The following is an 18,447-nucleotide window of genomic DNA, read 5'->3' as shown; positions in this document are numbered from 1 at the left end:
ATTCTCGCATCGGGCACCGCCCTGATGCTCACGATGGGCGCCGCACCAACTCAGGCCCTGGCCCAGGAAAAGACATTGACGATTTCCGTCTATGCCTTCGCGCAGGATGAATTCAAGCAGCTCGTCTACGATCCCTTCGAGAAGATCTGCGGCTGCAAGCTCGTCGTCGAGACCGGCAACAGCGTCGAACGTCTCGCCAAGCTGGAGGCCAACAAGGCCAATCCGATGGTCGACATGGCCGTCGTCTCGATGGCCGATGCGCTGGCCGCTTCCCGCGCCGGCCTGACCGACAAGGTCGATACGGCGAAGCTCTCCAACTTCAACAAGCTCTACGACGTTGCGAAAGACCCGAACGGCGACGGCATGAGCGTCGGCTATACCTTCTACGCGACCTCGATCGCCTATCGTTCCGACAAGATGAAGATCGAGTCCTGGGCCGATCTCCTGAAGCCGGAATATGCAAGCCATATCGCCTGGCCGAACGTCACCACCAACCAGGGGCCGCCGGCGCTCTACATGCTGGGTCTTGCGCTCGGCAAAGACACGCCGGACCTTGCGGCTCCGATCGAAGCCGTCGGGGAGAAGAAGGGCGAGATCGTCACCTTCTATGAAAAATCCTCGCAACTCGTGCAGCTCATGCAGCAGGAGGAAATCTGGGCAGCACCCATCGGTCGCTTCTCCTGGGCTCCCTTCACCAAGCTCGACATGCCGATTGCTTGGGCCAATCCCAAGGAAGGCCAGACGGGCGGCATGAACGTCATGGTCGTCACCAAGGGTTCGAAGAACCGCGATCTCGCGCTGCAGTTCATGGATTTCTGGCTCTCGACCGATACCCAGACGAAGCTTGCCGAAAAGCTGATCGACAGTCCGGCCAACAAGGAGGTCAAGCTGTCCGACGCGATCGCAAACAACCTCACCTATGGCGAGGAGACGGCGAAAAGCCTGAAGCTCATCCCGTCCGCCGTGGCGCTCGACAACCGCGCCGGCTGGGTGAAAAGCTGGAACGAGAAGGTCGGGCAGTAAGGGTTGGCGCATCGCGCTCCGTCGTCATCCTCGGGATTGTCCCGAGGATCTGCAGCGCTTTCGGCACACTCTTCGTCACGTATTTTTCGGCTTGGATCCTCGGGACAAGCCCGAGGATGACGCCGCAAAATCTGGCGAGGACGTGTCCGAAGCAAAGCGGGCGACGACGTAAATAAACAGGTTCCCTTCGAGGGCGGATCGTTCAGGAGACCACCACCAATGTTCCACAACAGGGCTGAAGCGCTGGCGCTTGCACTGCCCGCGGCATTCTTCGCCGCGGCGGTCTTCCTCATGCCGGTGGCGATCCTGCTCTCCGACGGCTTTCGCAATCCGGTCGGCGGCTGGACCATATCCGCCTATACGGATTTCTTCGCCGACCCGCTGAACCGGACCGTCTTCCTGCGCACGCTGAGGCTCGGGGCGATCGTGACCGTCGTCTCGGCCGTGCTCGGCTATGCGGCCGCGTTTGCGATCGTCAACCTGGAGCCCGGCACCAAGGGCAAGATGACCGGTCTCGTCGTGCTGCCGCTGATGATCTCGCCGGTTGCCCGCACCTATGCCTGGATCGTCATTCTCGGCCGCACCGGCATCGTCAACCAGGCGCTGCAACTGGTCGGCCTGACGGATGCGCCGCTGCGCATCCTGTTTTCCGAGACGGCGGTTTTCATAGGCCTCTTGCAGCTCTTCCTGCCGCTGATGATCATCTCGCTCATTTCCGCGCTTGAGAACATGCCGAAGGATGCCGTTCCGGCTGCCCGCGTGCTTGGCGCCAACTGGTTCCAGGTCTTCTGGAAGGTCATCCTGCCGCTCACCAAGGAAGGCCTCGTCATCGGCGGCACGCTGGTCTTCACCGGCTCGCTGACGGCCTATATCACGCCGGCCATCCTCGGCGGCTCCAAGGTGCTGATGCTGGAGACGCTGCTCTACCAGCAGGTCTCGGTCTCCAACAATTTCGTCTCGGCGAGCGTCATCGCCTTCATTCTGATCGTCATGAGCTTTGCCGCGAACATCCTTCTCAAACGCGTCGCCACGGCCAGGAACAAGCAGAGGAGCCCGCAGTGAGCGCTCGCAGCCTCTTCATTCCCATTACGCTTTTCCTGGTGCTGGGCTTCCTGATCGGGCCGTTCCTGATCATCGTCGCCGCCTCCTTTTCCGGCGGAGAGACGCTGGCCTTCCCGCCGCAGGGCTTTTCGCTGCGCTGGATCCTGAAGGTCTTCACGGTGGAGAGCTTCCGGGCGAGCTTCGCGATGTCGATGTTTCTGGCGATCGGCGGAACGGCGGCAGCACTCCTGCTTGGCATTCCTGCGTCCTACGCGCTCTCCCGCTACAAGCTGCCGGGGGCGGAAATCGTCCGCACGGTCGTCTCGGCGCCGATCATCGTGCCCGGCATCATCGTCGGCCTGGCGCTGCTCCGCTACATCGTCGTGCCGTTCCAGGTCGGCATCACGCCGGCATTGTTCCTTGCCCATACGGCGCTGGTGCTGCCCTATGCGGTGCGGGTGGTCTCGGCAAGCCTGGACAACCTGCGCTCGGATATCGAGGAGGCGGCGGTGCTGCTCGGCTCCTCCCGGCTCGGCGCCTTCTTCCGGGTGGTGATGCCGAACATCCGCGGCGGCATTCTTTCCGCCTTCATCCTCGGCTTCGTCACCAGCTTCAACCAGGTGCCGGTGTCGCTGTTCCTCTCCGGGCCGGGCGTGCGCACGCTGCCGATCGACATGATCGCCTATATGGAGATCGTCTTCGATCCGTCGGTTGCCGCACTCTCCTCGCTGCTCGCCTTCCTTTCCATCGGCATCGTCTTTGCTGCCGAACGCTTCCTCGGATTTTCCCGCTATGTCTGACGCGCCTTACCTCTCGCTCGAAAAGCTGACGCTCGCCTATGGCGACACCGTCGCCGTTGCGAACCTCGACCTTCCCATCCGCAAGGGCGAGCTCGTCGCGCTGCTCGGCCCTTCCGGCTGTGGCAAGACGACGACCATGCGTGCCATCGCCGGCCTGCTGCCGGTCAAGTCCGGCCATGTGCGGCTCGACGGCGCGGATATCACCCGCGTGCCGGCCAACAAGCGCGCCGTCGGCCTTGTCTTCCAGTCCTATGCGCTTTTCCCGCACCTCTCGGTCTACGAGAACGTCGCCTTCGGCCTGAAGCTCAAGGGCATGCGCGGAACCGAACTCGACGCCAAAGTCCGGTCGGGCCTCACCTCGGTCGGCCTGTCGAGCTTCGCCAACCGCAAGCCGGCCGAGCTTTCCGGCGGCCAGCAGCAGCGCGTGGCGCTTGCCCGCTCGATGGTCATGGAGCCGAAGGTGCTTCTGCTCGACGAACCGCTTTCCAACCTCGACGCCCGCCTGCGGCTTGAAATGCGCACCGAGCTGCAGCGCGTCCAGAAGGAAACCGGCGTGACGATGATCTTCGTGACCCACGATCAGGCGGAAGCGCTTGCGCTTGCCGACCGCATTGTGGTCATGAAGAACGGTAAGATCGAACAGATCGGCTCGCCCGAGGATATCTACAACCGCCCGACCTCCTCTTTCGTGGCGGATTTCGTCGGTTTCGAAAACATCTTCCCGATCGAACAGGGGAAGATGAAGACCAGCAGTGGTCTGATAGACCTATCGGGTCCGGCCCCTTCAGCGGCGGGTCTGGCCTGGCGGCCGCGTATGGTGACCCTGGGCTCAGGTCCTTTCCGGGGCACCGTGCGCGGCGCATCCTTTGCCGGTGACAGCCGCGAATACCTGCTCGATACGCCTTTCGGCCCGATCAAGGCAGAGGTGGAGGCGAGCCAGCCGGCGCATGCGCTGGGCAGCGATCTCTCCTTCGACCTGCCGGCCGAAAAGGCCGCCCCGCTTTCCCGGTTTACCTGAGGCGTCCGGACCATGGGCATCTGGATCGATACCGATATGGGCTTCGACGACATCGCCGCGATCATGATCGCGGCGCATGCGGGGCTTGCGATCGACGGCGTCTCGCTCGCCTTCGGCAATGCGCCGCTCGAAGCCGTCCGCCGCAATGCGGCGGGTGCTGCGTCTGCCTTCGTCTGGCCGTTTCCGATCCATGTAGGGCGTGATACGCCAGTGCTTGGCCAGTTGGAGACGGCAACGGGCATTCTCGGCGAGACCGGCATTCCGACGGCCGGCCTCAGTCTGCCGGAGGCTGCCGATACGTTTCAGAATGACGCTTTCGGAGCGCTCTGTTGCTGGCTCGAAAAGGGTGAAGGCGAGCGGCGCATCCTGGCGCTCGGGCCGCTCACCAACATTGCGGCCATCGCGCTGGCGCGGCCCGATCTTGCGGCGAAGATCACCGATCTCACCTGGATGGGCGGCGGAGTGACGACCGGCAATCACACGGCATCCGCCGAATTCAATGCCTTTGCCGATCCGGAAGCGCTGGCGATCGTGCTTGCCCACGACATCCCGTTCCGGATGGTCGATCTCGATCTCTGCCGCAAGGTGCTGTGCGGGCCGGAGGACATTGCGCCCATCCGGGCGGCAGGCGGCCGCAATGCCGGGCTGGTTGCCGATCTCCTGGCAGGCTTCGTTAAGATTGCCACCAGCCGCGGGCGGCCGGCGATGGCGCTCTACGATGCCGTCGCGGCGGTCGCCTTCGCCTATCCGGACCATGTGACCTGGCGCGAGGCACGTATCGACGTGGAGCTCGCGGGCGGGCTGACACGCGGGCGCACGGTTGTCGAGACGCGTGCCGGGCGGGCGGCATTCAATGCGGCCTACGGTGTCGAGATCGACGCCGAAAGGGCAAGAACTCTCATTCTCGAAACATTGCAGGCAGAGGCGAGCTGGTGAAGAACATTATCGCAACGGTGCAGGAGTTCACTGAACCGGCCTTTCGCGACCGCGCCGTTACGGCTGCGCGGGGCGACGCTCCGTTCGACATCCTGATTGCGGGCGGCACATTGGTGGACATGGGGACCGGGGAATTGCGGCCGGCGGATATCGGCATCGTCGGTCCGATGATCGCCAGCGTCCACGAGGCCGGCAGCCGCTCTGACGCCGCCCGGATCATCGATGCGAAAGGCGCGTTCATCTCGCCCGGCCTCATCGACACGCACATGCATATCGAAAGCTCGATGGTGACTCCGGCCATCTATGCGGCAACCGTGCTCCCGCACGGGGTCACGACCGTCGTCTGGGATCCCCACGAATTCGGCAACGTCCATGGTGTCGACGGGGTGCGCTGGGCCGTCGAGGCGGTCAAGCCATTGCCGCTGCGTGCGGTCGTCCTGGCCCCTTCTTGCGTGCCGTCGGCACCGGGCCTGGAGGTGGCGGGCGCCGATTTCGACGTTTCGGCCGTCGAGGAAATGCTGTTCTGGCCGAAGATCGGCGGGCTTGCCGAGGTCATGAACATGCGCGGCGTCATCGACCGCGAGCCGCGCATGAGCGCGATCGTGCAGGCGGCACTGGTCTCCGAAAAACTCGTCTGCGGTCATGCGCGGGGCCTCGCAGGTCCCGATCTCGCCGCCTTCATGGCGGCCGGAGTGACCTCCGATCACGAACTCGTCTCCGGAGCCGACCTTCTTTCCAAGCTGCGCGCGGGGCTGACGATCGAGTTGCGGGGATCGCATGATCACCTGTTGCCTGAGTTTGTGGAAGCGTTGAAGACGCTCGGCCACCTGCCGCAGACCGTGACACTCTGCACCGACGACGTCTTCCCGGACGATCTCGTCAGCGGCGGCGGACTGGACGATGTGGTCCGCCGGCTGGTGCACTATGGGATGAAGCCGGAATGGGCGCTGCAGGCTGCGACGCTCAACGCTTCCGTCCGGATCGGTCGCGCCGATCTTGGCCTGATCGCCGCCGGCCGCCGCGCGGACATCGTGGTTTTCGAAGACCTCGATGATTTCCGCGCGCGGCATGTGCTGGCCAGCGGCACGCCGGTTGCCCACGACGGCGCGATGGCGATCGAGGCGGCCGCCATCGATTCCTCGCCGCTTCGGGATTCCGTCAAGCTCAAGCCGCTGACGGCGGAGGACTTCAAGCTTTCCGCAACGGCGAAGAAGGTCAGGCTCGCAACGATCGATCGCCCGCGCTTCACGAACTGGGGGGAGACGGTTGCGGATGTCACCGACGGTTACGTGGTACCCCCGGAGGGAACGACCCTGATCGCGGTCACCCACCGCCACGGCCGCGCCGACAGCCGCACCCGTCTCGGGTTTCTCACCGGCTGGGGCCGGTGGAAAGGGGCATTCGCCACCACGCTTGCCCATGACAGCCACAACCTCACCGTCTTCGGCTCCGATCCGGCCGATATGGCCGCGGCGGCGAATGCCGTCATCGGGGCCGGCGGCGGCATGGCGGTGGCGATCGACGGCAAGGTCGTGGCTCTCCTTCCATTGCCGCTTTCCGGCCTGGTGTCCGAAGCGCCGATGGAGGAGGTGGCGGAAGGTTTCCGGAATATCCGATCCGCCATGGACCGCGTCGTCGACTGGCAGCCGCCCTATCTCGTGTTCAAGGCCTGTTTCGGCGCGACGCTCGCGTGCAATCCCGGCCCGCATCAGACCGATCGCGGCATTGCCGATGTGACCAGCGGCAGGTTATTGGAATCACCGATCCTCGAAATTCTCGAATAGGAAAGACGATGCAGCCGCATGATTTCTGGCAGGACGTGCATCCGCCGGGCTCATTCGACAGGGCAGGGCCGTTTTCCGGCTTCTTCCCGGCGACGCTCGACGACGGCAGCCAGATCAAGCTGCCGATCCGGCCACTCGCGGGCGGCGAGCATGCGCTCGCCTCTCTCATCATCAACCAGGCGAGCTTCGACGTGCAGGACGCTCTTGCCGCCGATCTCGCGCCGAAGCTTGCCATCTATCGGCCGGAAGTGATCGTCGGCCTGCCGACGCTCGGCCTCACGCTTGCCGCGGCCGTCGCCCGCTCACTGGGCTTCACGCGCTACGTGCCGCTCGGGACCTCGCGGAAATTCTGGTACGACGAGACCCTGTCGGTGCCGCTTTCCTCCATCACCACGCCGGAACAGAAGAAGCGGCTCTATGTCGATCCACGCATGCTGCCGCTCATCCAGGGCAAGCGTGTGGCGCTGGTTGACGACGTCATCTCCAGCGGCGCGTCGATCGTGTCGGGGCTTGAGTTGATGGCCTCGCTCGGTATCGAACCGGTGGTGATCGGCGCAGCCATGCTGCAATCGGAACGCTGGCACGAGAGGCTCGCTTCCTTCGGGCGGCAATGGCAGGAGCGCACCGTCGGCGTTTTCAGGACGCCGATGCTGAAAAAGGCGGGCGAGGGGAACTGGACCGCCTGAGGCGATTTGTGCCTTGCGAAACAGCGTCGGGCGAATAGGATCGCGGATCACTCACCTCGGGGATTTTCACAGGAAATCGGGAACAGCTTCATGGAACTGGTGTTCGACGGCCATAACGACGTGCTTCTGCGGCTCTGGCGGAACATGAAGGCGGGCGGCGACCCGATCGCCGAATTCATGCACGGCACGCCGAACGGCCATATCGACGGACCACGCGCCAAGGCCGGCGGGCTCGCCGGCGGACTCTGTGCTATCTATATCCCGTCGGGCGACCTCATCCTGAAGGAGCCCGATGCAGATGGCCGTTACGAAACGCCGCTTGCTGCACCCCTCGACCATCTGCCGTCCGTGACCATCGCGCTTGAAAAGGCGGCCATCGCCCTTCGCCTCGACCGGGCCGGCGCCTGGCGGCTTTGCCGCTCCACGGCCGATATTCGCAAGGCGATGGAAGACGGCATTTTCGCCGCCGTCATGCATATGGAAGGCTGCGAAGCGATCGATCCGGACCTCGGCAATCTCGATGTTTTTTACGCCGCCGGCCTGCGCTCGCTCGGCCCTGTCTGGAGCCGCCACAACATCTTCGGCCACGGCGTGCCGTTTGCCTTTCCCATGTCGCCGGATACCGGTCCCGGTCTTACCGATCTCGGCTTCGAACTCGTCAGGGCCTGCAACCGGCTCGGTATCCTGATCGATCTTTCGCACATCACCGAGAAGGGCTTCTGGGATGTCGCCAAGACCTCGGACCAGCCGCTGATCGCCAGCCATTCGAATGCCCATGCGCTTACTCCGGTCGCCCGCAACCTGACCGACAGGCAGCTAGACGCGGTCAAGGAGAGCGGCGGCCTCGTCGGCCTCAACTATGCCGTGACCATGCTGCGCGACGACGGCCGCGACAACGTTTCGACGCCGCTTTCAGACATGATCCGTCATGTCGACCACATGGTCGGCCGCATGGGGATCGATCACGTGGCGCTCGGTTCGGATTTCGACGGCGCCTCGATTCCCGAAGAGATTCATGATGCTGGAGGAAATCAGAATCTGGTTGCGGCGCTCAGAGGAGCGGGCTACGCTGGCGAAGAATTAAAAAAGCTTTGCCGGGAAAACTGGCTCAGAGTTTTGGGGAAGGCCTGGCACGAATAGGGCGGTTTTCCCCAAAGGTCCAAAGAACCAAAAGGGGAAACCAGACCATGCTCCATTCATTCAAGGGACGAATCCGTCTGCTGACCACGGGCGCTGCGCTCGCAGTGATGCTCGCGGCCGCGCCGCAGGCATTCGCCGTCACGCCGAAGGATACGCTCGTCATCGGGCTTGCCTTCGACGACATCATCACGCTCGACCCGGGCCAGGCCTTCGAATTCTCGGCCGGCGAGATCAACGGCAACAGCTATGACCGTCTCGTCCGGCTCGACATCAACGACACATCGAAGGTCGCGCCGGATCTCGCTGAAAGCTGGACAGTATCCGACGACGGCCTCACCTATACGTTTAAGATCAAGCAGGGTCTGAAATTCGCCTCCGGCAACCCGATCACCGCGGAAGACGTTGCCTATTCCTTCGAACGTTCCGTCAAGATCGACGGACCGCCAGCCTTCATCCTCAATCAGTTCGGCCTGAAGAAGGACAACATCACCGAAAAGGCCGTTGCCAAGGACCCGAGCACTTTCGTGCTCACCGTCGACCAGTCCTATGCGCCGTCCTTCGTGCTGAACTGCCTGACCGCGACCGTTGCCGCCGTGGTCGACAAGCAACTGGTTTCGCAGCATGTCACCAATGACGACTACGGCAACGCATGGCTGAAGAGCAATTTCGCGGGATCCGGCCCCTACAAGATTCGCGAATGGCGCGCCAACGAAGTGGTCGTGATGGAGCGCAACGACAATTACTGGGGTGAGAAGCCGAAGCTCAACCGCGTCATCTATCGCCACATGAAGGAAAGTGCCGCGCAGCGGCTTGCGCTCGATAACGGCGATATCGACGTCGCGCGCAATCTCGAGCCGAACGATATCGACGCGGTTTCCAAGAAGGGCACGACGATCACCAGCACCCCGAAGGGTTCGGTCTTCTACTTCAGCATGAACCAGAAGAACCCGAATCTTGCAAAGCCGGAAGTCGTCGAGGCGATGAAATACCTGGTCGACTATGATGCGATCCAGGCGACCCTCATCAAAGGCGTCGGTGAAATCCACCAGACCTTCCTGCCGAAAGGCCTGCTCGGCGCGATCGACGACAAGCCCTACAAGCTCGACGTCGCCAAAGCCAAGGAACTGCTCGCCAAGGCCGGCCTGAAGGACGGTTTCTCCGTCACCATGGACGTGCGCAACAACCAGCCGACCACCGGCATTGCGGAATCGATCCAGCAGACCTTCGCCCAGGCAGGCATCAAGATGGAGATCATTCCCGGCGATGGCAAGCAGACGCTGACCAAATACCGTGCACGCACCCATGACATGTATATCGGTTACTGGGGCGTCGATTACTGGGATCCGAACTCAAACGCGGAAACCTTCACGTCAAACCCGAACAATGCCGATGAGGGCACGTCAAAGACGCTCGCATGGCGCAATGCCTGGGATATTCCGGAGCTGACGAAGGAAACCAAGACCGGCTTCCTGGAGCGGGATTCGGCCAAGCGCGCCGCAATCTACGAAAGCCTGCAGAAGAAGCTGCTCGCAACCGGTCCGTTCGCGCTGATCTTCCAGCAGACGGAAGTGGCCGGCGTCGGCAAGGGCGTGAAGGATTTCAAGCTCGGCCCGACCTTCGATACGAACTACGTGTTCAACGTTTCCAAGGAGTAGGGCCTATATAGGCCTTAGCCCGGAAGGCTGATTTCTTGACCCTTACAGATACAACCGTGGCGACACGGCGCAATCGGCGCCGTGCTTCGTCCTTCGCGGCTTCCGTCCTGCGTTTTGCGGTGACCGTGGTCACGACCATATTCGGGCTGCTGCTCGTCACCTTCTTCATCGGCCGGGTCGTGCCCATCGACCCGGTGCTGGCGATCGTCGGCGACCGCGCTCCGGCCCACCTCTATGAACGGACCCGGATCGAGCTGGGCTTGAACCTGCCGCTCTATCAGCAGTTCTGGATCTATTCGAAACAGGCGCTTTCGGGCGATCTGGGCACTTCAGTGCTGACCAGCAATCCGGTGCTGGAGGATATCAAGCGCGTCTTTCCCGCCACCATGGAGCTTGCAACGATCGGAACGCTGATGGGTGCAATTCTCGGCATACCGCTCGGCGTTCTTGCTGCCGTCAAGCGCGGCAGCGTCGCCGACCAGATCGTCCGCGTCATCGGCCTGATCGGCTATTCCGTGCCGATCTTCTGGCTCGGCCTCCTGGCGCTGGTGCTTTTTTACGCGCAACTGCGGTGGGTGGCTTTTCCCGGCCGCGTGGATATCGTCTACGAATACAGTTTTTCGCCGCAGACCGGCTTTTACCTGCTGGATGCGGCCATGCAGGGCCAGTGGGACGTGGTGGGTGATCTCTTCCGCCACATCGCGCTGCCCGGAGCGCTGCTTGGCTATTTCTCGCTCGCCTATATCAGCCGCATGACCCGCTCCTTCATGCTGAACGAGCTTTCCCAGGAATATATCGTGGCGGCGCGGGCAAAGGGCCTTTCCGAGGCCCGCATCATCTGGTTCCATGCGTTGCGCAACGCCGCCGTGCCGCTGGTGACGGTGATCGCGCTTTCCTATGCCAATCTCCTGGAGGGGTCGGTTCTCACCGAAACCATTTTCTCCTGGCCGGGGCTCGGCCTCTACATCACCAATTCTCTCCAGAACGCCGATATGAATGCCGTGCTCGGCGGCACGCTGGTGATCGGGTCCGTTTTCGTCGGCATCAACATCTTCTCCGATCTTCTCTATCGGACACTGGACCCGAGGACCCGCAGCCGATGAGTATTCCGGAAATCGCACTCAAACCCTATAGCCGCGCGTGGTTGCTATCCGACCGGCCGGCCTCGCGCCAGCAGGCGCGTCTCGGTCGCGCCTATATCATCTGGCGCCGCTTTGCCGAAAATCGCCTGGCGCTGGTGGGCCTGGGCATTCTGATCCTGCTGCTGGTGGTCGCAGCCCTTGCCGACGTGCTTGCGCCCTATGATCCGGTCGTCGGCGACCTGCGCAACGCGCGCCTCCTGCCTCCGGGCACGGCCGGCTATCTGCTCGGAACGGACGACCAGGGCCGCGACATCCTCTCGCGGCTGATCTACGGATCGCGGCTGACGCTGCTCGTCGTCGTGCTGGTAGCGGTCATCGCCGCACCCATCGGCCTCATCGTCGGCACGGCTTCCGGTTATGCCGGCGGATGGCTGGACGCGGTGCTGATGCGCATTACCGACATCTTCCTCGCCTTTCCGAAGCTCGTGCTCGCTCTGGCGCTGGTCGCGGCGCTCGGGCCGGGGATCGAGAACGCGATCCTGGCGATCGCCGTCACCTCCTGGCCGCCCTATGCACGCATCGCCCGCGCCGAGACGCTGACCTTCCGCAACTCGGAATTCATTGCCGCGGTGAAGCTGATGGGGGCTTCGCCGCTTCGCATCATCATCCGGCATGTGATGCCGCTCTGCCTCTCGTCGCTGATCGTACGCGTCACGCTCGATATGGCCGGCATCATCCTGACTGCCGCCGGCCTTGGCTTTCTCGGCCTCGGCGCACAGCCGCCGCTGCCCGAATGGGGCGCGATGATCGCCTCCGGCCGCCGCTTCATCCTCGACCAGTGGTGGGTCGCCGCCATGCCGGGTGTCGCGATCCTCGTCGTCAGCCTCGGCTTCAACCTGCTCGGCGACGGGTTGCGCGACGCGCTCGATCCGAAGGAGGCGGGCCAATGACGAATGGACAGACCCCGCTTCTGACAGTCGAAGACCTGCGCGTGACGTTCCCGACCCGCACCGGTGAAGTACGCGCCGTGCGCGGCGTCTCCTTCACGCTCGGGAAAGAGCGGCTCGGCATCGTCGGCGAATCCGGGTCCGGCAAGTCGCAGACCGGCCGCGCCATCATGGGGCTCACGCCGGCCCATGCGTCGATCACGGCCAGAAAGCTCGCTTTCTCCGGCCGCGATCTTCTTTCCATGCGCAAGGCCGAGCTGCGGGCGCTGCGCGGAAAGCGGATCGCGATGATCCTGCAGGATCCGAAATATTCGCTGAATCCGGTGATGACCATAGGCCGGCAGATCGTCGAGACGTTGAAGACACACGAGGATGTTTCGACGTCCGAGGCGAGGACGCGTGCGCTTTCCATGCTGGAAGCCGTGCAGATCCGAGATCCGGAACGCGTCTTCGACCTTTATCCGCACGAGGTTTCCGGCGGCATGGGCCAGCGCGCCATGATCGCCATGATGCTCGTCTGCGGTCCGGAGCTTCTGATTGCCGACGAGCCGACCTCGGCGCTCGACGTTACCGTGCAGCTCGAAGTGCTCTCCATCCTCGACAAGCTGGTGGCGGAGCGCGGCATGGGACTGATCCTGATCTCGCATGATCTCCGGCTCGTCTCTTCCTTCTGCAATCGCGTCATCGTCATGTATGCGGGGAAGATCGTCGAGGAATTGCCATCGGCCGATCTTGCCCAAGCGCAGCATCCCTACACGCGCGGGCTTTTGAACTGCCTGCCGACCATCGGTTCGCACCGGCATCCGCTGCCGGTTCTCGACCGCAAGCCGGAGTGGGCGCTATGAGCTCAGCCGTTTCCATCCGCGACATGGTCGTCACCTACGAAGATTTTGCGGCACTTGACCATGTCAGCTTCGATATCGGCGCCGGCGAATCCTTCGGCATCGTCGGTGAGTCCGGTTCCGGCAAGTCGACGCTGCTGCGTGCCATTTCCGGGCTCGCCTCCTTCGATCAGGGTACGCTTTCCGTCAATGGAAGGCCCTATTCCGGCCGGAGCCGGGACAAGGAGTTCTACCGCACCGTCCAGATGGTCTTTCAGGACCCCTACGGCTCGCTGCATCCGCGCCAGACGGTCGACCGCCTGCTGCTCGAACCCCTCCTGATCCACGGCTTCGACGATATCGAGACCCGCATCTCCCGGGCGCTGGACGAGGTGGGCTTGGGCTCCGGCTTCCGCTTCCGTTATTCGCACCAGCTCTCCGGCGGGCAACGGCAGCGCATAGCGATCGCCCGGGCGCTCATCCTGGAACCGAAGATCCTGCTTTTGGACGAACCGACCTCGGCGCTCGATGCCTCGATCCAGGCGGAAATCTTAAACCTTCTCGAACAGGCGCGCCGCGACCGCGACCTCACCTTCATCATGGTCAGTCACGATCTGGGCGTCATCAGTCACATGTGCGAGCGGCTGGCGGTGATGAAGATGGGCAAGGTTGTCGAGACTTTGCCAGCAGCGGCTCTGGAAAAACGCGAATTTTCGGCGGAATATACGCGCCAGTTGCTCGTCGCCAGCGAAGGCTTTCGCCGCGGTTGAGGGGCGTCTCTTTTTGTTTCCAAGCAATTCCGGACGGAAAACCGCGACACACTTTTCCGGAATTGCTGCAGCCGGCAGGATCGCATGCAGCTTCGCGCGCTTATGTATTTCGATGAACTGGTGCGCACGAACTCCATGCGGGCGGCGGCCGAAAACCTCAATGTCGCGGCGACCGCCGTGTCCCGGCAGATCGAGAACCTGGAACATTATTTCGGGACCCCGCTCGTCGAGCGCAGCAACCGCGGCATCAAGCTGACGGCAGCCGGCGAGCTTCTCGCCGCGCGGGCGGGACGGACGTTGCGCGAGCTTGAACATGTCCACCAGCTGATCGACGACCTGCAGGGCCTGCAGCGGGGCAGGGTGGTGATTTACGCCAATGGCGCGACGGTCGCGAACCTCATCGCGCCGGTGCTTGCGGAATTCAGCCTGCGTTATCCGAAACTTCGGTTCGAGGTGGCGATCACCAGCGCCCGCGAGGCGGTCGAAGCGCTTGCCGCGGCGGAAGCCGATCTGGTCGTGACGCTCTTTGCGCCCAAGATTTCCGGCGTGAAGGTGCGGCTGCGCTCCGAGATCACCTATGACGTGGTCATGGCGGCCGATCACCCGTCGGCGAGTGCGAAGGAACTCACGCTCCGCGATCTCGTGCAGATGCCGCTGGCGCTGCCCGACAAGAGCTTTGGCGCGCGGCAGGCTTTCGAAGAGATCTTTTCCAGGGAAGGGCTGGAGCTCGATCCGGTTTTCGTGACCGGCTCTCTGGAGATGCTGAAGGAACTGGTGTTGCGGAAAGCGGCCGTCACGCTTCTGCCGGCGCTTACCGTGCGCCGGGAGATCGAGGCGGGCCAGCTCGTCGCCGTTCCGATCGCCGCCGGCAAGGCGGTGCGCACGCCGATCGACCTCTGCGTCGCGCCGGACCGGCAGCTTTCTTTCGCCGCCGGCAAGCTCGTCGATTTCATAGAGCGCTTCATGCGCGGCGCCGACATGCGCAAATCGGAACCCGTAAAAGCCACTGTTCAAATGCATTCCGTGTAGCGTTTTCGGCTACACAGAGAACACAAAATTCTACATTGTGTGTGCACCTGCGAAATGACACACTTTTGGCAATCGCGATCCCGCAGGTGCCGATCAGGCTGGATCGCCTACCAAAAAGGGGACGATGGATGGGCAGGATGACGTTTTGGGGCTCCGCCACGATTTTGAGAAGTGCCGCTTTCGGTCTTGCGACGGCGGTGGGCCTTTTTCTCGCACAGGACGGTGCGGAAGCCGCGCCGAAGACCGCGATCACCGTTGGCATGGCGATCGAGCCCGCCGGGCTTGATCCGACGATCGCGGCACCCGTGGCGATCGGCCAGGTGACCTGGCAGAACATTTTCGAGGGCCTAACGGCGATCGACAAGGCCGGCAAGGTCCAGCCGCAACTTGCCGAGAGCTGGGAGATTTCCGAAGACGGTCTCACCTATACGTTCAAGCTTCGCCAGGGCGTGAAATTCCACAACGGCGAGATTTTCGATTCCTCGGTTGCGAAATTCTCGATCGACCGCGCCCGCGGCGCCGATTCCGTCAATCCGCAGAAGCGTTATTTTGCCTCGATCGACACGATCGAGACGCCGGATGCCGCGACGCTGGTGCTGGAACTCAAGCAGCCGGCCGGCAGCCTGCTCTACTGGCTCGGCTGGCCGTCCTCCGTCATGGTCGAGCCGAAATCGGCCGCTGACAACAAGACGACGCCGATCGGCACCGGTCCGTTCAAGTTCTCGGGCTGGGCCAAGGGCTCGAAGGTCGATCTCGCCAAGAACCCGGACTATTGGAACAAGACTGTTGCTGTAAAGCTCGATACCGCAGCCTTCCGCTTCATCAGCGACGCGCAAGCCCAGGCCGCAGCACTGAAGGCCGGTGACGTCGACGCCTTCCCCGAATTCGGCGCGCCGGAGCTGATCAAGTCCTTCGAAGACGACAAGCGGCTCGCGACCGTCATCGGCAATACCGAACTGAAGGTCGTGGCCGGCATGAACAACACGCGCAAGCCTTTCGATGACAAGCGGGTGCGCCAGGCGTTGATGATGGCCATCGACAGGGCAACCGTCGTGGAGGGAGCCTGGTCCGGCTTCGGCACGCCGATCGGCAGCCACTACACGCCGAACGATCGCGGTTACAGGGATCTGACCGGCGTCTATCCCTATGATCCTGAAAAGGCCAAGGCATTGCTTGCCGAAGCGGGTTACCCGAGCGGTTTCACCTTCACGATGAAGGCGCCGCAGATGGCCTATGCGCAGCGCACGTCGCAGGTGCTGCAGGCGATGTTTGCCGAGATCGGCGTGACGATGAATATCGAGACCACGGAGTTTCCGGCGAAATGGGTGGCCGACGTCTTCAAGGCGGGTGATTACGACATGACGATCGTCGCCCATGCGGAGCCGATGGACATCGATATCTATGCCCGCGATCCCTACTATTTCAACTACAAGAACCCGGCCTTCAACGACGTGCTGAAGAAGGTGGAAGCCACTGCCGATCCTGCGGAACAGGAGAAGCTTTACGGCGAGGCGCAGACCATTCTCGCCAACGACGTGCCGGGGCTCTACCTCTTCGTCATGCCGAAGCTTGGCGTCTGGGACGCCAAGGTGAAGGGGCTTTGGGAAAACGAGCCGATCCCGTCGAACGTCCTGACGGATGTTCATTGGGAGGAGTGAAGCCTGGGTCATGAACTGGAATGGGGTGAATGCGGCAAATCACCCTCCCCTTGAGGGGGAGGGTCGGAGCGAAGCTCCGGGGTGGGGTGAGCTTCGCATCCCTTCTATTAAGCGTCGGCTTTCAAGCTATTCCTTTGAATCCGATCACCCCCACCCGCCGCTTCGCGGCGACCTCCCCCCTCAAGGGGGAGGTGAGTGCCCGCCGCGTCGCCTCCGAATGCTGCGAGGACTTGCGTTGAAGCCATGGCCTTCGAAGTTTTGCCATGAGGTCACCCCATGATCTCCATCCTCATCCGCCGCATCCTCAGCCTGATCATCACGCTGCTGGTCGTCTCGCTCCTCATCTTCACGGTGATGGACCTGCTTCCCGGTGATCCGGCGGCGATCATGCTCGGCACTTCGGCAAGCCCGGATACGCTTGCGGCGCTCAGGACACAGCTCGGGCTCGACCAGCCGCTGCCGGTGCGCTATCTCGCCTGGCTTGCCGGCGTGTTCCGGGGCGATCTCGGTCAGTCCTATACCTATGGCGTGCCGGTTGCCGGCCTGATCGCCGAACGGCTGGCGGTCACCGTTCCGCTGGCGCTGATGGCGATCGTCCTCTCCGTTCTCGTCGCCGTCCCGCTCGGCGTGCAGGCGGCCAGAAAGCACAACGGCGTCTTCGATTTCGTCGCCGGCCTGCTTTCCTACATCAGCATTGCCGTTCCCGCCTTCTGGGTCGGGCTGCTGCTGATCATCCTCTTCTCCACCACGCTGGGTCTGATGCCGGCCGGCGGTTTCCCCGGCTGGGATGCCGGGTTTTTCGCCGGATTGAACGCGCTGCTGATGCCGGCGGTGGCGCTCGCCCTGCCGCAGGCGGGCGTGCTGACTCGTGTCGCGCGTGCCGCCGTGCTGGAGGTGATGAACGAGGATTTCGTCCGCACCGCCCGTGCCAAGGGCCTGAGCGAAGGCATTGCCGTCTGGCGGCATGCGGTGCCGAACGCGATGGTGCCGGTGGTCACCATGCTCGGCCTGCAATTCACCTTCCTGATCGCCGGCGCCGTGCTGGTCGAAAACGTCTTCAACCTGCCGGGCCTCGGACGGCTCGCCTATCAGGCGCTTTCGCAGCGCGACATCGTCGTCATGCAGGATGTGGTGCTGTTCTTCTCCGGTCTCGTCATCCTCATGAATTTCCTCGTCGACCTCGCCTATCTCCTGATCGACCCGCGCCTGAGGGCGGGTGCGCAATGACACGTGCTCTTCGCCGCCCCGTTTTCCTCATCGGGCTCGTCATCACGCTGGCGCTGTTTACGGTCGCATTGCTGTCGCTCGTCTGGACGCCGTTTCCGCCGACCCGCATGCAGATCGTCCAGAGGCTCAAAGCGCCGCTCGAATCCGGCCTCTTCGGCACCGACCAGTTCGGCCGCGACGTCGCCTCCATGCTGATGGTCGGCGCCTGGAATTCGCTGTCGACCTCCGTCCTTGCGGTGCTCATCGGCGCGAGCGTCGGCACGGCGGTCGGCGTGATCGTCGCCATGCGGCGCGGCCTCCTGGAACTCGTCGTCATGCGCGGCTGCGATATCGTCTTCGCCGTGCCGCCGATCCTGTCGGCAATGATGCTCGGCGCCTTCATCGGCTCCGGCCGGTTCACGGCGATCATTGCGATCGCCGTCTTCATGGTGCCGGTCTTCGCACGGCTCACCCTCAGCGCCGCGCTGCAGATATGGACCCGCGACTATGTGACTGCGGCGATCGGCATGGGTCGGCCAAAAGCCAGGATCACGCTCGCGCATGTGCTTCCGAACATATCGAACCAGATCATCGTTCAGGTGACGATCCAGCTCGGTCTTGCGATCCTCACCGAGGCGGGCCTTTCCTTCCTCGGTCTCGGCATGCCGCCGCCGGCGCCGACCTGGGGACGGATGCTCGCCGACAGCCAGACCTTTCTCGGTCAGGCGCCCTGGCTGGCGCTGATGCCGGGGCTTGCGATCGCGCTTGCCGTTCTCGGTCTCAACATGCTGGGCGACGGCCTGCGTGACCTGCTCGATCCCCGCGACAATTCCTGATTTCGAACGCAAAGA

The 18,447-nt window shown here is 63.1% G+C and carries 17 protein-coding genes; all 17 read left to right on the top strand.

What is annotated here, in order from left to right; all coding sequences use genetic code 11:
- Nucleotides 1-24 precede the first annotated feature (24 nt).
- Entirely contained in the window at nucleotides 25-1,023 is a 999-nt protein-coding gene (locus ABK249_RS19535) for an ABC transporter substrate-binding protein (RefSeq protein WP_407722116.1), read from the top strand.
- A 219-nt stretch (nucleotides 1,024-1,242) separates the two neighbouring features.
- Nucleotides 1,243-2,085, top strand: coding sequence for an ABC transporter permease (locus tag ABK249_RS19530; protein WP_037154652.1), 843 nt, complete (start codon nucleotides 1,243-1,245; stop codon nucleotides 2,083-2,085).
- Nucleotides 2,082-2,864 carry an ABC transporter permease gene (locus tag ABK249_RS19525; RefSeq protein WP_227703865.1) on the top strand — a complete coding sequence of 261 codons (783 nt, stop codon included), beginning with the start codon at nucleotides 2,082-2,084 and terminating at the stop codon, nucleotides 2,862-2,864. Before ABK249_RS19530 ends, ABK249_RS19525 begins: the two co-directional genes overlap by 4 nt.
- Nucleotides 2,857-3,882, top strand: coding sequence for an ABC transporter ATP-binding protein (locus ABK249_RS19520; protein ID WP_227703864.1), 1,026 nt, complete (start codon nucleotides 2,857-2,859; stop codon nucleotides 3,880-3,882). Before ABK249_RS19525 ends, ABK249_RS19520 begins: the two co-directional genes overlap by 8 nt.
- Nucleotides 3,883-3,894: 12 nt before the next feature.
- Complete coding sequence (locus ABK249_RS19515) at nucleotides 3,895-4,818, top strand: nucleoside hydrolase (protein WP_227703863.1); 924 nt, start codon at nucleotides 3,895-3,897, stop codon at nucleotides 4,816-4,818.
- The gene (locus ABK249_RS19510) at nucleotides 4,815-6,602 is read left to right on the top strand and encodes an adenine deaminase (RefSeq protein WP_348863715.1); all 1,788 of its coding nucleotides are present in this window, start codon (nucleotides 4,815-4,817) and stop codon (nucleotides 6,600-6,602) included. Before ABK249_RS19515 ends, ABK249_RS19510 begins: the two co-directional genes overlap by 4 nt.
- Nucleotides 6,603-6,610: 8 nt before the next feature.
- A complete protein-coding gene (locus ABK249_RS19505; protein ID WP_227703861.1) occupies nucleotides 6,611-7,288 on the top strand; it encodes a phosphoribosyltransferase in 678 nt (225 codons plus the stop codon).
- Nucleotides 7,289-7,378: 90 nt separating this feature from the next.
- Nucleotides 7,379-8,428 (top strand): dipeptidase, encoded by a 1,050-nt coding sequence (locus tag ABK249_RS19500; RefSeq protein ID WP_037154647.1) that lies wholly within the window; start codon nucleotides 7,379-7,381, stop codon nucleotides 8,426-8,428.
- A gap of 47 nt (nucleotides 8,429-8,475) precedes the next feature.
- Nucleotides 8,476-10,083, top strand: a complete 1,608-nt coding sequence (locus tag ABK249_RS19495; RefSeq protein WP_227703860.1) for an ABC transporter substrate-binding protein — start codon at nucleotides 8,476-8,478, stop codon at nucleotides 10,081-10,083.
- Nucleotides 10,084-10,139: 56 nt separating this feature from the next.
- Nucleotides 10,140-11,186 (top strand): ABC transporter permease, encoded by a 1,047-nt coding sequence (locus tag ABK249_RS19490; RefSeq protein WP_407722114.1) that lies wholly within the window; start codon nucleotides 10,140-10,142, stop codon nucleotides 11,184-11,186.
- Nucleotides 11,183-12,115, top strand: a complete 933-nt coding sequence (locus ABK249_RS19485) for an ABC transporter permease (protein WP_227703858.1) — start codon at nucleotides 11,183-11,185, stop codon at nucleotides 12,113-12,115. Before ABK249_RS19490 ends, ABK249_RS19485 begins: the two co-directional genes overlap by 4 nt.
- Entirely contained in the window at nucleotides 12,112-12,957 is an 846-nt protein-coding gene (locus ABK249_RS19480; RefSeq protein ID WP_227703857.1) for an ABC transporter ATP-binding protein, read from the top strand. Before ABK249_RS19485 ends, ABK249_RS19480 begins: the two co-directional genes overlap by 4 nt.
- Nucleotides 12,954-13,703 (top strand): ABC transporter ATP-binding protein, encoded by a 750-nt coding sequence (locus ABK249_RS19475; protein WP_037154639.1) that lies wholly within the window; start codon nucleotides 12,954-12,956, stop codon nucleotides 13,701-13,703. Before ABK249_RS19480 ends, ABK249_RS19475 begins: the two co-directional genes overlap by 4 nt.
- An 84-nt stretch (nucleotides 13,704-13,787) precedes the next feature.
- On the top strand, nucleotides 13,788-14,732 hold the full coding sequence (locus ABK249_RS19470; protein WP_227703856.1) for a LysR family transcriptional regulator: 945 nt from the start codon (nucleotides 13,788-13,790) through the stop codon (nucleotides 14,730-14,732).
- 137 nt (nucleotides 14,733-14,869) lie between these two features.
- A complete protein-coding gene (locus tag ABK249_RS19465; protein ID WP_407721478.1) occupies nucleotides 14,870-16,390 on the top strand; it encodes an ABC transporter substrate-binding protein in 1,521 nt (506 codons plus the stop codon).
- Nucleotides 16,391-16,666: 276 nt separating this feature from the next.
- Nucleotides 16,667-17,617 carry an ABC transporter permease gene (locus tag ABK249_RS19460; protein ID WP_227703854.1) on the top strand — a complete coding sequence of 317 codons (951 nt, stop codon included), beginning with the start codon at nucleotides 16,667-16,669 and terminating at the stop codon, nucleotides 17,615-17,617.
- On the top strand, nucleotides 17,614-18,432 hold the full coding sequence (locus ABK249_RS19455) for an ABC transporter permease (RefSeq protein WP_227703853.1): 819 nt from the start codon (nucleotides 17,614-17,616) through the stop codon (nucleotides 18,430-18,432). The genes ABK249_RS19460 and ABK249_RS19455 overlap by 4 nt, the downstream gene beginning before the upstream one ends.
- Nucleotides 18,433-18,447 lie beyond the last annotated feature (15 nt).

This window comes from Neorhizobium phenanthreniclasticum (assembly GCF_040066075.1).
GTDB lineage: Bacteria > Pseudomonadota > Alphaproteobacteria > Rhizobiales > Rhizobiaceae > Neorhizobium > Neorhizobium petrolearium.
Note: the sequence above shows the minus strand (reverse complement) of the source record. Positions and strands in the feature narration are given on the sequence as shown.